Annotated in this window: 13 protein-coding genes and 1 pseudogene; 2 read left to right on the top strand and 12 right to left on the bottom strand. The window is 59.8% G+C overall.

The window, feature by feature from the left end; translation table 11 throughout:
- Positions 1 to 86: 86 nt before the first annotated feature.
- From G7Y51_RS06720 to mgtE, 12 genes are all read right to left on the bottom strand, one after another.
- Positions 87 to 818 (bottom strand): outer membrane protein assembly factor BamD, encoded by a 732-nt coding sequence (locus G7Y51_RS06720; RefSeq protein ID WP_165175820.1) that lies wholly within the window; start codon positions 816 to 818, stop codon positions 87 to 89.
- 224 nt (positions 819 to 1,042) lie between these two features.
- Positions 1,043 to 1,969, bottom strand: a complete 927-nt coding sequence (gene trxB / locus G7Y51_RS06715) for a thioredoxin-disulfide reductase (RefSeq protein WP_165175818.1) — start codon at positions 1,967 to 1,969, stop codon at positions 1,043 to 1,045.
- On the bottom strand, positions 1,966 to 2,289 hold the full coding sequence (trxA, locus tag G7Y51_RS06710; protein ID WP_165065763.1) for a thioredoxin: 324 nt from the start codon (positions 2,287 to 2,289) through the stop codon (positions 1,966 to 1,968). Before trxA ends, trxB begins: the two co-directional genes overlap by 4 nt.
- A gap of 341 nt (positions 2,290 to 2,630) precedes the next feature.
- A complete protein-coding gene (tsaD, locus tag G7Y51_RS06705) occupies positions 2,631 to 3,716 on the bottom strand; it encodes a tRNA (adenosine(37)-N6)-threonylcarbamoyltransferase complex transferase subunit TsaD (protein ID WP_165175816.1) in 1,086 nt (361 codons plus the stop codon).
- A gap of 89 nt (positions 3,717 to 3,805) precedes the next feature.
- Positions 3,806 to 4,813, bottom strand: coding sequence for a class 1 fructose-bisphosphatase (fbp, locus tag G7Y51_RS06700; RefSeq protein WP_165175814.1), 1,008 nt, complete (start codon positions 4,811 to 4,813; stop codon positions 3,806 to 3,808).
- Between the two features lie 100 nt (positions 4,814 to 4,913).
- Positions 4,914 to 6,407: a hypothetical protein gene (locus tag G7Y51_RS06695; protein ID WP_165175812.1), complete on the bottom strand. Its 1,494-nt coding sequence runs from the start codon at positions 6,405 to 6,407 to the stop codon at positions 4,914 to 4,916.
- A 103-nt stretch (positions 6,408 to 6,510) separates the two neighbouring features.
- On the bottom strand, positions 6,511 to 6,732 hold the full coding sequence (locus G7Y51_RS06690) for a hypothetical protein (protein WP_165175810.1): 222 nt from the start codon (positions 6,730 to 6,732) through the stop codon (positions 6,511 to 6,513).
- Positions 6,733 to 6,744: 12 nt separating this feature from the next.
- Positions 6,745 to 7,908 carry a hypothetical protein gene (locus tag G7Y51_RS06685; protein ID WP_165175808.1) on the bottom strand — a complete coding sequence of 388 codons (1,164 nt, stop codon included), beginning with the start codon at positions 7,906 to 7,908 and terminating at the stop codon, positions 6,745 to 6,747.
- A complete protein-coding gene (locus G7Y51_RS06680) occupies positions 7,892 to 8,221 on the bottom strand; it encodes a septum formation initiator family protein (protein ID WP_346773692.1) in 330 nt (109 codons plus the stop codon). The genes G7Y51_RS06685 and G7Y51_RS06680 overlap by 17 nt, the downstream gene beginning before the upstream one ends.
- The gene (locus tag G7Y51_RS06675) at positions 8,218 to 8,472 is read right to left on the bottom strand and encodes a hypothetical protein (RefSeq protein ID WP_165175806.1); all 255 of its coding nucleotides are present in this window, start codon (positions 8,470 to 8,472) and stop codon (positions 8,218 to 8,220) included. The genes G7Y51_RS06680 and G7Y51_RS06675 overlap by 4 nt, the downstream gene beginning before the upstream one ends.
- Positions 8,469 to 9,032: a CDP-diacylglycerol--glycerol-3-phosphate 3-phosphatidyltransferase gene (gene pgsA / locus G7Y51_RS06670; protein ID WP_165175804.1), complete on the bottom strand. Its 564-nt coding sequence runs from the start codon at positions 9,030 to 9,032 to the stop codon at positions 8,469 to 8,471. Before pgsA ends, G7Y51_RS06675 begins: the two co-directional genes overlap by 4 nt.
- Positions 9,033 to 9,231: 199 nt before the next feature.
- Positions 9,232 to 10,668, bottom strand: coding sequence for a magnesium transporter (mgtE, locus tag G7Y51_RS06665; RefSeq protein ID WP_165175802.1), 1,437 nt, complete (start codon positions 10,666 to 10,668; stop codon positions 9,232 to 9,234).
- Between the two features lie 457 nt (positions 10,669 to 11,125).
- On the opposite strand from mgtE, the gene nadC reads away from it, so the two are divergent.
- Both nadC and nadA read left to right on the top strand, forming a co-directional pair.
- Positions 11,126 to 11,998, top strand: a complete 873-nt coding sequence (gene nadC, locus G7Y51_RS06660) for a carboxylating nicotinate-nucleotide diphosphorylase (protein ID WP_165175800.1) — start codon at positions 11,126 to 11,128, stop codon at positions 11,996 to 11,998.
- Positions 11,999 to 12,043: 45 nt separating this feature from the next.
- Positions 12,044 to 13,096, top strand: a pseudogene (gene nadA, locus G7Y51_RS06655) (quinolinate synthase NadA); the annotation flags it as partial.
- Positions 13,097 to 13,104: the final 8 nt, after the last annotated feature.

Raw genomic sequence — 13,104 nt, 5'->3', positions numbered from 1 at the left:
TACGGCTCGCCGAGCTCGCCTGCGGCCAAAGCCAAAACGTCGTGTCAGCAGGTCCTGGAGACAGTCTCTGCGCTCATATGTCGGAATTACAGCCAGGTAAACCACTGCCGCCAGGTACCCTGCCGCTTTTCACGCACTTGGGCCCCTTGCTCTTCACGGTAATAATGATACGAGGCAAGACCTTTTTCTTTGGCGTGATCCGCAACTTCCGGCACATCTTTAAAGTTTTCCACGATAAACTCATAGCGCCGCCAGGCCGGGCCGTATTTTTTCATGTGCCAGAACACGTCAGCTATGTACAGCTCATGCTCAGCCATCAGTTTGCGGCAGGTGAGCATATGTTCTTCCGCGCTCTTGGCATACGGAGAATCCGGATAGGTCTGGCGCAGGCGGTTGAAATAATCATAGGCTTCCTGCAAGCCCGTCGTGGCCCTGTCAATGGAGCGGAATTGTTTCAAGAGAGACATGCCCGTCTGATAAAGCACATAGGGAATAGCTTCGTGACGAGGATGCAGCGACTCGAAATCTTTATAGCTTTCAGCGGCCAGCTCATACTCTTCATCCAAAAAGTAGGCGTCGCCAAGGGAAAGCTCGGCATCAATGGTATAGGGGCTAAAAGGATAGGCATCACGCAACTTATTATACAACTCCACGGCGCGCACATAATTCTTCTCGCTCATGGCGTCATTGCCGGCTTCAAAAATCTCTTGCGCGGTATCTTCAGCAGGCGGCAGATAAATCATGTCGATAATGCCGCAACCGGAAACCGCGAACATGCTGATGACAAGCAGGAGCGAGCGAAGCAGTTTTTTATGCATGGAGCTGTTCCAAAAAGACAAAACAGATTGAATGCAAAATCGCTGACGCGATCCTGCGAGCCAAAACCGCGAAGGCTCTCGCGGCTCTTCCCACGCCGATGCCGGTCTTTTGAGCGCCGACACGCGATGTGGCCTGGATGCCGCAGAGGCCAGTGCGGCTGAGAGGCGCAAAAGCCGCTCAGGCCGCCGATTATATCCAAACGTATCAGGTAAACGCACTCCGCTCAGGGATGAAGCTGCTCCAAAAAGATAAAGGCCGCCTGGGCCGCTGTTGCCCCATCGCCCGCGGCGGTAATAACCTGTCGGCAAAGTTTTGAGCGGATATCGCCCGCTGCGAATATGCCGGGAATATTGGTACGCATTTCCGTATCCGTCACAAGAAAGCCCTGGGCATCCCGTTCCAGCGCATCGGGCAGAAATTCCGTGGCAGGCGTGAGGCCCACATAGATAAAAAGGCCATCAAGGGGCAACTGCCTCTCTTCACCGGTTTGAACATTCTGAAGAGTGAGGCCGGTCAGCTCGGTATCGCCGTTCAGGCGAGTAATAATGGTGTTCCGCAGAATTTCGACCTTCTCCGGCATGCCTTCCAGCCTGTCAAGATAGACTTTAAGGCCCCTGAATCCCTCGCGTCGATGAATCAGATATACTTTGTCCGCAATGTTGGAGAGGTACAGAGATTCCTCCAAAGCCGCGTTGCCCCCACCGACGACAGCCACGGCCTGATCCCGAAAAAAATTTCCGTCGCAGAGAGCGCAGTACGAAACGCCATGCCCGATCAACCTGTCTTCATTTTCAAGGCCCAAGGGACGATGACGCGCGCCGGAGCAGACCAGGACGGTTTTGCAGGCATATACCTCGCCGCTGGCGCGCACATTGAACTGGCCCGCCGTGCCGGAAACGGATTCCACGGCACCGGTGGGCCGTTCAATGTCAAGGCCGTCCAGATGGGCGGCAAAGAGATCCGCCAGCTCATACCCCTTGATGCCTTTGGGGTAGCCGGGGTAATTCTCAAGGGATTCCGTTGAAAGCACCTGCCCTCCGGGGCTCAGTTGCTCAAACAGGAGCACGGAGCAGCCGGAGCGCGCAAGATATAAAGCAGCCGTAATGCCGGCAGGCCCGCTGCCAATGACAACGGCGTCAAATACCTTCATGCCAGGGCCTTTGAATCAAGCAATTCTTTCATGGCCGCCTTGGTGACGGCGCCGGTGATTTGTTCCACCGTTTCACCGTTTTTAAACAACACCAAAGTGGGAATGGCGCGAATGCCGAATTTAGTAGGCGTGGCGGGATTTTCATCAACATTCATCTTCACAATGCGGACCTTGCCGTCGTATTCTTTGGAAAGCTCATCAATGATCGGACCCACCGCGCGGCAGGGGCCGCACCAGGGAGCCCAGAAGTCGAGAAGAACCGGCAGCTCGGACTTGAGCACGACATTTTCAAAGGTAGCGTCAGTTACCTGTTCAGCCATTGGGATATCTCCTTGCTTTTCTTGGCGTCACGTTTCAGGCGTCGATACGCCTGCAACGGCGGGACGCTCATTGTGCAGGCGGCAGCCGGCAAGGCAGCGACCGTTGCCGTATGCACTGAGAGTAGATTCCAAACGCTTCAGTGTCAAGATAATCTGCGCCTTTCAGCAGGGCTGACGCATCTTATGCGGCAGCCCTGGCGGCGATGCGACAGCATCGCCCGAAGCCGCAGGCTTCGTGGGAGCGAAGTGCGGCTCCGCCGCCGCAGCGGCTCTTCTCAGCGTTTATGATAACATAACAAAATTATTGCACTTAATACTTAGATGCGTCTGCCCTGCGCCTTTCAGTCGGTTTGCAGCTTTGAGGCGCAGGCTGCCGCGCAAAACATATCATCCGGGATGCATCTGCCGCGGGGGATAGTCTCCATCCGCAAATCATGACGATAACCGGCACTGCCGAGCAGCCAGCCGGCATAGGCGATCATGGCGGCATTATCGGTACAGAGAGCGCGGCTCGGCATAAGGGCGTCGCCTCCCCTCTCCCGCATCAGCTCTGTCATGCGCGTTCGCAAGAGGCTGTTGGAAGCGACGCCTCCGGCCACCAGAAGCCTGCGCAAGTCCGGATGGCGCTTCAAGGCACGCTCCACTTTTGCGCAAAGCGTCTCCACCACTGCTGCATTGAAGGAGGCGCAACAATTTCTCAAGGATTCCGGCGCGTCTTCAATCCGCCGCAAAGGGCGCGGCCACTGCGCGGAGCCAAAATTCCGCTCAATATACGCGGCGGCTGCCGTTTTCAGGCCGCTGAAACTGAAATCCAGGTTGTCATTGTCAAGGTAAGGGCGAGGGAAAAGCCCGGAAGAGGCCACACCGGCCCTTGCCAACGCGTCCATCAACTGACCGCCGGGATACGCCAATCCCAGAAGTTTGCCCACTTTATCAAAGGCCTCGCCCGCGGCATCATCCAGCGTGCGGCCCAACTGCAGGCAGCGCCAGGGCGACTCCAGGCGGTAAAGATGGGTGTGCCCGCCGGAAACCAGCAGCCCCAGGGCCGGAAATGTCAGATCGTGTTCCAGCCCAACGGCCAGCAAATGCGCATGCAGATGATTGACGCCAAGAAAGGACGCGCCCAAGCCCAAAGCCAATGCTTTTGCAAAGGCCACGCCCACCAGCAGGCTGCCCAGCAAACCCGGACCGCGCGCGACAGCCACAAGATCGATACTGTCCGGTTCTGCGCCGCAACGCTGCATAAGCTCGTCAAAAAGAGGCCCCAGATAGCGATAATGCTCGCGCGAGGCCAGTTCAGGCACTACCCCCCCGAAAAGCGCATGCACATCGGACTGGCTCGCCAGCACGGAACCCAGCAGGCGTCCGTCCTCCACCAGAGCCAAGGCGGTTTCGTCGCAAGAACTTTCAATACCCAGACAAAGCATGGAGCCATCTTCCGGAGTTGAGAGCGAGGCCTGAGCGGACAGGTCGAGGCAGTCCCATGCCAGGGCGCAACAATCGACGCCAAACCGGTTCAGGCAGTCTTGTGCCTGGCATAGACTTTTTCCACGGCTTCCACGTCTTTGACGGAACCGATAAAAAGAGGAGTGCGGGCATGCAGGCGCTCAGGCTGGAGATCCAGAATCCGGCGCTTGCCGTCGCTGGCCTTGCCTCCCGCCTGTTCCGCCAGAAAAGCAAGCGGCGAGGCCTCGCACATCAAGCGCAACTTGCCGTTGGGCTTGTTGACGTAGGGCGGATACATGTAAATGCCGCCGTAAATCAGGGTACGATGAAAATCCGCGACCAGGGCGCCCACATAGCGGGAAGAATAAAATTTTCCGTCCTGGGTTTCACAATTGTGAAACCAGTCCACCGCTTCGCGGGTCGGCGCATCCCAGTTGTTCCTGTAGCCTTCATTGACGGAGTAAATGCCGCCTTGCTCAGGAATGCGCATATTGGGATGGGAAAGCAAAAACTCCCCCACGCCGGGGTCTAATGTAAAGCCGTGCACGCCCTGCCCGGTGCTGAACACCAGCATGGTGGAAGGGCCATATAAGATGTAGCCTGCCGCCACCTGATTGCGGCCGGGCTGGAGCACTTCTTCCAGGGCCACCTCGCCCGTGCAGCCTTCCGGCCGCCGCAAAATGGAAAAAATAGTGCCCACATTGATGTTGACGTCAATATTGGAGGAGCCATCCAGGGGATCAAAAATCAGGATATAGTCGCCGCGGGGAAATTCCGGGCTGACGCGGATCAGCTCGGCCTCCTCCTCAGAGCTCATGGCGCACAACGCTCCGCAGCGTTCCATCCGGTAGATCATGATCCGGTTGGCGATTTCATCCAGCTTTTGCACATTTTCGCCTTGCACATTCACTTCGCCTGTGCCGCCCAGAATATCAAGCAGACCGGCCTTGTTGATGCGGCGGGAAATGGTTTTCCCGGAAAGAATAAGATCGTAAAGCAGACCGGTAAACTGCCCTGTGGCCTGGGGGGTTTGCTTCTGGTGGAGAAGAAGGTGCTCGGTAACCGTAACGTCAGCCATGATGACCTCCTTGCTAAGGCCGGAATGCGAGTTTGGATCCGGCTCAGTAACGGTCTGCGCCACCCTGACGGGCGGCGCAAGCCAGTATTTCCACGATGCCTCAGTTCCGCGGTCCGAAGGGACTCGGGCGACCGCCCGGCAGTTGAGCAGGCGGCTCTGCTGCGGGCGTGCTGTCCGTGGTTTTGTTCTCGGACGGTTTTGTTTGCGCAGCAGGCAGCGCGTCCTGCTGCGCCGGGGTCTCGGTTTGCTGCGCTGCCGGGGCCTGCTCATTACGCTGCTCGTCGTGATTGGGCTCCCGCCTGGATGCCTCAACCGGGGCGGTCGTCGCGTCCGTGCGCGGTCCGAATGGACTGGGCCGCTGTATGCCCGGAGCCTCGCGCGCGGGCCCGAAGGGGCTGGGGCGGCCGCCGGGCAAGGAGGGCATATCGATATCCGGCACAAGATCCACGCTCGGAGCGCGGCGCGGGCGCTGGGGCGCAGTGGCCTTGGCGGGACGCCGCACGCGCTCCACCGGCGCATTCTCGCCTGCCAGAGGACGTTCATCCACGCGGGATTTTTCCGCGCCCTTGCCCTTGAGCAACACACTGTCACGGCTGCCCGGCTGGATGTCGTTGGGCGAAGTTCCTCCCGCAGTCCCGGTGGGCGCGCCTACGGCATTGCCGTCAGATGCGCCGCTCCGGGCAGGCGTTCCGAAGGTCTGTCCCTCGGACAAATCGACTTTGGTCTTCCTCTCGGGCTGGGGCGGCGGCGGCAGTTTTTCCCGTTCCCTGGGAAAGAACGGCAGCCCCTGCGCCACATCGCCGTTGCCTTCAGGGAAGGCGCCTGACTCGGCCACGGCAAAAACCAGGGGCAGATTGCCCAGGTAACGCACCATATAATAAAAAGTGCCTGTGGCATTGGTGCATGTGCCGGAAGAGCTTTTGGCCACGGTCTCAGACCAGTTCACGCCGGCCAGGGGCGTTGCTGCGAAATCATACTTGCCGGGCCAGAGCAGCGCGTGAGGAGAAAGAATGACCAGATTTTCCGGATTGTCGGAATATTGCATCAGAGCCCGCATGTCGAAGTATGCCGCCACAATGCCCAGGAAGTCCACGCCATCGTAGAGCGGAGCCGCCAGCATGACTTCCGGCCCCAGAGGCGTGTTTTGCACATCGCCGCGCAACGCGCGGCTGTTTTGTTTTTTATCTTCATAAAGAAGGGGGATGAAATCCAGTTCTTTCAGAGAAGTCGCCGGCTCCTGCCCCAGTATGGCGCCGTCATACTTGACGCCCGCAAAGCCGTCGATCCAGGGGAAGGTAGTGAAGAAATCGGCGATCCATTCCTTTGTGGGCGGCTTGTCAGCATTGAGCATGACGCGTTCGAGGCGGCCCAACTCCACGTCAATGCCCAGCATGGAAGTCGTCAGCGCCAGAGCGCGGGGGGAAAGATTCCCTTTTTCTTCATAGTCCACAGTGGCCGGAGGGCTGACGTAGGTGTTCCAGAATCCTTTGGTGCTTTTCCAGGCGTTTTTGGTGGGCTGATAGGAACTGCAGCCGACCGCCAATGCCGCAACGGCTATCAGCAAAAGAAAACAACGCAACAATGATTTTGACACCGTACTCTCCTCTGCTTTAGAGCGGTTTGCTGTTGAAAACGGCAACCGCTCTGGCGGCCGCGGAGCGGACGCCCGCGCCGAATGAGCCTGAAAACCACGCTTTTCAGGCGCTTGTCCCGCTTGCGGGGACTTGTCCCGCTTGCGGGGAATGATGGCAGCGTCGCTTTTGAAATTGAATAATTTCAAAAGCAAAATGCTCTAGAGCATTTTCTCTTTGAAAATGCTCTGCTGACGCGAAAGCGGCAGCCGCCGCAACGCGGCGTACATTCAGGCGAAAACCGCGTTTTTCGCCTGAATGCCACCTTTGACTTTCATAAAAAGTCAAAGGTAATCTGCTCTAGCTGTGCGCCCTGGCTTCCACGCGCTCCGCCAACGCCTCAAGCATGCTGATCAGCTTGTCTTTGCCGCTGGCAGACTCCGGCTGGGCCGGGGGCTGCGCCGCATCCGCTTCCTGGGCCGTGCCGAGCCGCGCGCTCAGGGTAGCGATGCGCTGCTGCAGATCGGCAGCCTCTTGAAGGCTGACCGCGGCTGCAGCCAGCTCATAATAAATGTCCAGAGCGCCCCTGATGTCGCCCTGCTCCGCCAGCACTTCCGCCATGGAGCGGGTGCGCAGGGAAAAGCGTTCCTCGGCGTCTTCGGATTCATCGCGGGGAGAGACGGCGCTTTCTGTTCCCGGCCCGGCGTCGGCCTGATCCTTTGCAGCAGAATCCTGCGCCGCGGGATCGGCTTCGGCCTCCTGCCGCACAGCGGCAGATGTTTCTTCCGGCAAAGGCTCGTCGTCGGCCATGGCCGCAGCGGGATCAAAAGACGTCTCGCCGCCGTACTCCGGTTCGGGAGCATCAGCAAAGGATGCAACGTCCGTGTCCGGCGGGGCGGCCGACGCGCCGGGCGCGTCTTCCAGCGGCAACAGCATCTCGTTTTCTTCGCTTTCGGGGAACGCGAAAAAGCCCTCGCTTTTTACAGATTCAGCTTCCGTACTCCCGGATTGAGGCGCATCTTCCGCGAGTTTCGGCTGTACCGGCGCAATCTGCGCCTCGCCCGCAGCGTTTACCGGCTGGGGCACAGGACGGCCGCTTTCCTGCCCGGCGCTTTCTTCCAGGAGGGAGGCAACGCCCCGATCCAGAAGCTCATGCAGCGAGACCGGGCCGCGCAAAAAATTGGCAGCCAGAACGCGCAAGACAGCGGCGGCATCCGGCGATTCTCCCGAAACCGAAAGGCAAGCGGCCCACGCCTGCCAGAAACCCGCGTAGGCGGCGAACATTGTGCTGAGCTTGTTGACCTGGGCTGTGCAGGCAGGCCGCCGCCCGGTTTTAAACAGCAGTTCAATAAAAAAAAGCCGGGCCTCCAGAAATTCCGAATGCCGCTCCAGCCCGCGCTCCAGCACCTCCACGGCCTCGTCGTACCGTTGCTCTTCGGCCAACATACGGGCAAGGGGGAAAAAAACCTTTGAATTGGGTTCCAGCTCCAGAACCTCTTTATACCATTCAATTTTTTCCGTCATCTTTTACGGCTCCCGATCCGGTCTCGCGCGAATCGCCAAAGAGGTATAACACTTCATTATCCCGCACATAATGCAGGCGTTGCCGAATCATTTTCTCAACATACTGCCTGTCGGACTGCAACAGGCGAATTTCCTGGCTCAAGGCCAGATTTTCCGTATCAATGTCGGCAAGCTCTTTTTGAAGTTCGGCATACTGCCCTTTGAGCTCGCGGTATTCCACAAGCCCGGTGGGTCCCCAAATCATACGGCTGAAAAGCACCACGTTCACCAGGCCCAAAGCGACCAGTAGGAAAACCCGCCAGAACATAATCATTGCAGCGGGTGCTTTTGTTGCGGCCGGCTCTTCGGGGAAAGCCTGAGCTCGGACAAAAAACCGGCTGTGGCGGCTTCAAGCCGCTGCACGTCGTCCTCCGCCAGGTCCATGGCGTCCACACGCTGCAAGCACGCCTTGAGGGTCGAAAGCTCCTCATCAAAATGCCGTCCCCAGATCCCGGCGCGCATATCGGGCTCGAGATCGAGAATAGTCTGGATGCAATTTTTAAGACGCAGTTGCAATGTGCTCATGCTTGCTTCTCAGGCTGGGGCTTACCGCAGGTATTACGATAAAAATCATAGCAATAATTGACGCCGGAAATCAGGGCCAGGATCATCGCCACATACAAAAGAACCTCGCCTGTGGGCCAAAGCCGGACCCCAAATATGGGATAATGGAGCATCAAAGGCACTATGGCAAAGATCTGGAGCACGGTTTTGGCCTTGCCGAAATAGTCCGCCGCCAGCACCACGCCTTCGTCAATGGCCATGGCCCGCAATCCCGTGACCACCAGTTCGCGGCAGACAATCACGATCACCACCCACGCCGGAGCCCAGGCCAGCTTGACGAACATGATTAGCACCGAGCAGATCAGCACCTTGTCGGCCAGAGGATCCAAAAATTTGCCCATGCTGGTGACCATGTTGCCACGTCGCGCAATATATCCGTCAACCCAGTCGGTGATGGAAGCGAAGATGAAAGCCAGGGCCGCCAGCACACAGAAGACAGGACCCTGGAAATAAAGCAGAAGTACCACCAGAGGCGCCATAAGGATACGCAACAATGTGATTTTATTGGCAAGGTTAAACATTGTTCCTCTCTGGCGTTCAAAGCATTTTTCTGTTTTTCTAGCACAAAAGCACTGAAGAGAAAAGAAGAAATATGCTCCCCTGGACGGGCTTGAGCGTCGTCTCGGGGGAGCATTTGAACGAGAGCCGTGTGCCGGAGCGGCCGGCGATGGCATGAGCAAAACGCTCTAAGCCATGCAAAGCCGCCCCAGCCTGCCCGGCTCAAAAAATAAACAGCGAGGCCAGGCCCAGAAAAATGAAAAAGCCCGCGCCGTCGGTGATGGTGGTCAGAAAAATACTGGACGCCTGGGCCGGATCGCGCCCCACGGCGCGAAAAATCAGGGGGATGGAGCCGCCGGCCACCGCGCCGAGAATCATGTCGCACAAGAGCGCGCCGCCCATGACGGCCCCGACCACGGCGTTGCCCGTGAATGCCCAGGCCCCGAAAAATGCCGTCACAGCCACGATCAGGCCGGTGACGATGCCGATCTTGCCCTCGCGCAGCACGGCCAGCCAGGCTTTTTTCTGATCAAAGCGATCCGTGGCCAACTGGCGGATCATCACGGCCAGGGCCTGCTGGCCGGTATTGCCCGCCTGATTGGCGACCATGGGCATGAGCACGGCCAGCACGGCCATCTGCGCAATGGTGCCCTCGAACATATAGACCACCGAGGCTGAAAGCGCGGAGTTGAGCAAATTGACCACCAGCCAGGGCAGGCGCTTGCGCACGCTTTCCGGCCAGGGCGTATCCACGCTTTCCTCCGGGTCCGCGCCCACCATGCCGAGCATGTCGGCGCTGGCCTCGTCGTGCATGATGTCCATGATGTCGTCGTAGGTGACCACGCCCATGATGTGCCCTTCATAATCCACCACGGGCATGGCCAGATAATTGTAGTGCGAGAGCAGGCTCGCCACCTCGCGCCTGTCCGTGTCGTAGGTCACGCTGACCACGCTTTGCCCGGCCACGGCGTCGCCCACGATGGTGCCGGGCCGGGCCAGCATCAGATCGCGCAGGGAGAGCACGCCCACCAGCACATCCTTCTGATCCACCACATAGCCGTAATACGGGCTTTCCTTGTCCTCCATCTCGCGCCGGATATGGGCAATGGCCTCATCCACGCTAAAATTTTTTTCCAGGAGGATGAGCTCGGTATTCATGGCCCCGGCTGCGGAATCCGGGTCGAAATTGAGCAGATTGCGCAATTCCTCGGAACTTTCTCTGGTCAGCTTTTCCAGGAGCACGTCGCGGTGATCCTCGTCCAGCTCGTCCAGCACGTCGGCCGCGTCGTCCGGGGCCATCTCCGCAATGATCTGGGCGGCCACGTCGGCGTCGAGATTTTCCAGCACGTCCACGGCCACGCTGCCGTCCAGCTCGGCCAGGGCCTCGGCCGCATCCTCGGTGGGCATGTGGCGCAGGGCGCAGACCTGCTTTTCCAGGCTCAGGTTTTCCAGATGATCGGCCATGTCCGCGGGATGGACGAATTCCGCCCCCATCCCGTCATCCAGACAGGCATCGGGCATGCTGATGCCGTGGCTCTCCGCGCCCTCGGGCTGTCCGGGCCCCTGGCCGGGCGGCAGGGCGCGACCCGGCCCGGCGGGCGGCAATGCCCCATCCGAAGCCTTACGCGGGCGGATTTCGTCAGTGCGTTCGTCAGCCATGCAGTGTGCCCTTTGCCGGAATCGGAAGTGATCGTGAAAAAAACGGCCGCGTTTGGAACGGCCGTTGACAAAAAACAAGCGTTACATTCCAGGGCGGTTTGCCGCAAGACCCGGATGCCGCCCGAACCGTGCCCGCGGCCGGGCGCAGACGCACTGTCGGCATCCCGCGTTTTCTGCACCTTACGCGTCGCGGCCCATGCCCGATGTGACGCAACATACTGCTTTTACAGGCAGCACGGGGCAAGCCGGAGGCGCGAACACGGAAAGCGCATCCGGTCCGGGACGACGAATATGTGAAAAACGTCCCAAGAGCCTTCCCGCCTTGACGCGGCCGCCCGGTCATTCTATCTACATGCAATGTTCCGGGCCGAGGAGCGGGCCGGAGCCCGGCGACGCGCCCGTGCCGCGTGCGGACGCTTTTCTTTTTTAGCATGCGTACCTAGTGGGGACAAGCGCAATGTTCACGCCCTGGGCAGCTTTTTTTTCTCCTGAAGGGAAGCGACTGCTGCAACAAAGCATTGATCTGGCTCTGGCCGAGGACGGCCCGGAGCTGACGGCTCAAGGGCTCTTTGCGCCAAAAACGCAGATGCGCGCAACCATCCGCGCCAAGGAAGACACTCTGGTGGTGGGCCTGCCGATCATCGGCGCGGTACTCAGAAGCCTGCACGTCCCTTTCCGCTGGCAGGCGCTCTGCGCTGAAGCCTCACACGTCCCGCCCATGACCGAGGTGGCCCGTATCACGGCCCCGGCCGTGGCCATGCTCAAGGCCGAGCGGGTGATCCTGAATTTCATCACGCATCTTTCGGGCATTGCCAATCTTACGGCCCGCTATGTGCGCGAGCTTGACGGCACGGGCGTGCGCCTGCTGGACACGCGCAAGACCACGCCGGGCCTGCGCTGGCCCGAAAAGTACGCCGTGCAGGCGGGCGGCGGGGCGAACCACCGCAAAAATCTCGCTGAAATGCTGATGCTCAAGGACAATCATATTGACGCCGCGGGTTCGATCAGCGTGGCCGTGGCCAGGCTGCGCGCCTGCTACAGGCCCTGCCCTCCCGTGGAGGTGGAGTGCCGCACGCTTGAGCATGTGCGCGAGGCCCTGGCAGCCGGGGCCGAGCGGATCATGATGGACAATATGGAAGGCGAATTGCTGAGCCGCGCGCTTTCACTGGTGCCCCGGCATATTGAGGCCGAGGTCAGCGGCGGCGTCCGCCTGGAGACGATCCGCCGCATTGCCCTGACCGGCCCGCGCAGGCCGGATTTCATCTCCGTGGGCCGCCTTACCCATTCGGCAGTGGCCGCTGACTTCAGCATGACTCTTGTTCAGGCCTGAAACGCTCTTCCGGCCGCTCTCCCTTCTTCTCTACACCAAACGGATCGAACAACCATGCGCACTCTTGCATCCGCCATAGCGGCGCTGAAAAAGGAACTGGGCCGGGATCTTTGCATCATGGGGCATCACTATCAGAACGACCGGGTAGTGGCTCATTGCGACATCACGGGCGATTCTCTGGAACTGGCCCGCCAGGTGCCGGGCATTGAGGCCGCGCATATTGTTTTCTGCGGGGTGTATTTCATGGGCGAATCCGCGGCGCTTCTGGCCAAGCCGGGCCAGGCCGTGCATTTGCCGGATCCCGCGGCCGACTGCATGATGTCCCTGATGAGCCCGGCCGGGCTGGCCCGCCGCGTGCTGGAACAATTGACGGCCACGGGCCGCCGCATCGTGCCCCTGGCCTATGTCAACACCACGCTGGCGCTCAAGGCCGTGGTGGGGGAATACGGCGGCGCGGTCTGCACCTCGGCCAATGCCGAGACAATGCTGCGCTGGGCCCTGGAACGGGGCGATGGCGTGCTTTTTCTGCCGGATAAACATCTGGGCCGCAACACGGCTGAAAAGTTGGGCCTTGCGCCGGAGGACCAACATATCCTCAAGGTGAGCGGCCAGGGCCTTGCAGAGCCCGAAAGCGCTTTTTTGGGCCGGCCGCTGCTGCTCTGGCCGGGCTGTTGCGCCATCCATGCCCGATTCACGCCCGCGCAGGTGGCGGATGCGCGCGCCGCCCATCCCGGTTGCCGGATAACGGCGCATCCCGAATGCCGGCCGGAAGTCATCCACGCTTGCGACGCGGCCGGCTCCACATCCTTTCTGATCAAGGATGCCGCGCGGCTGGCCGAGAAGGCGCCGGGCTCCACGCTGATCATCGGCACGGAAAACAATCTGGTTGCACGACTGGCGGCCCGCCATGCCGGGCGCTGCCGCATCCTGCCGCTGGGCCGGGCTTTCTGCCCGGACATGGCCAAGGTGACGGAAGAAAAACTTTCGGCTACACTCTCGGCCATTGCCCGAGGGCAGGCCGCGCCCCTCCAAGTGGAAGCCGCGCTTTGCGAACCTGCCCGTCTCTCTCTAACCCGCATGCTGGAAGCCTGCGCTTAATGAGGATT

The sequence above is a fragment of the Desulfovibrio sp. ZJ369 genome, assembly GCF_011039085.1.
In the GTDB taxonomy this organism is placed as follows: Bacteria; Desulfobacterota; Desulfovibrionia; order Desulfovibrionales; family Desulfovibrionaceae; genus Desulfovibrio.
The sequence above is the reverse complement of the archived record's forward strand: the minus strand, read 5'-3'. Positions and strand labels throughout refer to the sequence as shown.

Bases quoted from the DNA above. Each gene is read 5' to 3' on its own strand.
- G7Y51_RS06720 (WP_165175820.1), bottom strand. From the start codon at position 818: ATGCATAAAAAACTGCTTCGCTCGCTCCTGCTTGTCATCAGCATGTTC.
- trxB (WP_165175818.1), bottom strand. From the start codon at position 1,969: ATGAAGGTATTTGACGCCGTTGTCATTGGCAGCGGGCCTGCCGGCATT.
- trxA (WP_165065763.1), bottom strand. From the start codon at position 2,289: ATGGCTGAACAGGTAACTGACGCTACCTTTGAAAATGTCGTGCTCAAG.
- tsaD (WP_165175816.1), bottom strand. From the start codon at position 3,716: ATGCTTTGTCTGGGTATTGAAAGTTCTTGCGACGAAACCGCCTTGGCT.
- fbp (WP_165175814.1), bottom strand. From the start codon at position 4,813: ATGGCTGACGTTACGGTTACCGAGCACCTTCTTCTCCACCAGAAGCAA.
- G7Y51_RS06685 (WP_165175808.1), bottom strand. From the start codon at position 7,908: ATGACGGAAAAAATTGAATGGTATAAAGAGGTTCTGGAGCTGGAACCC.
- G7Y51_RS06680 (WP_346773692.1), bottom strand. From the start codon at position 8,221: ATGATTATGTTCTGGCGGGTTTTCCTACTGGTCGCTTTGGGCCTGGTG.
- G7Y51_RS06675 (WP_165175806.1), bottom strand. From the start codon at position 8,472: ATGAGCACATTGCAACTGCGTCTTAAAAATTGCATCCAGACTATTCTC.
- pgsA (WP_165175804.1), bottom strand. From the start codon at position 9,032: ATGTTTAACCTTGCCAATAAAATCACATTGTTGCGTATCCTTATGGCG.
- mgtE (WP_165175802.1), bottom strand. From the start codon at position 10,668: ATGGCTGACGAACGCACTGACGAAATCCGCCCGCGTAAGGCTTCGGAT.
- nadC (WP_165175800.1), top strand. From the start codon at position 11,126: ATGTTCACGCCCTGGGCAGCTTTTTTTTCTCCTGAAGGGAAGCGACTG.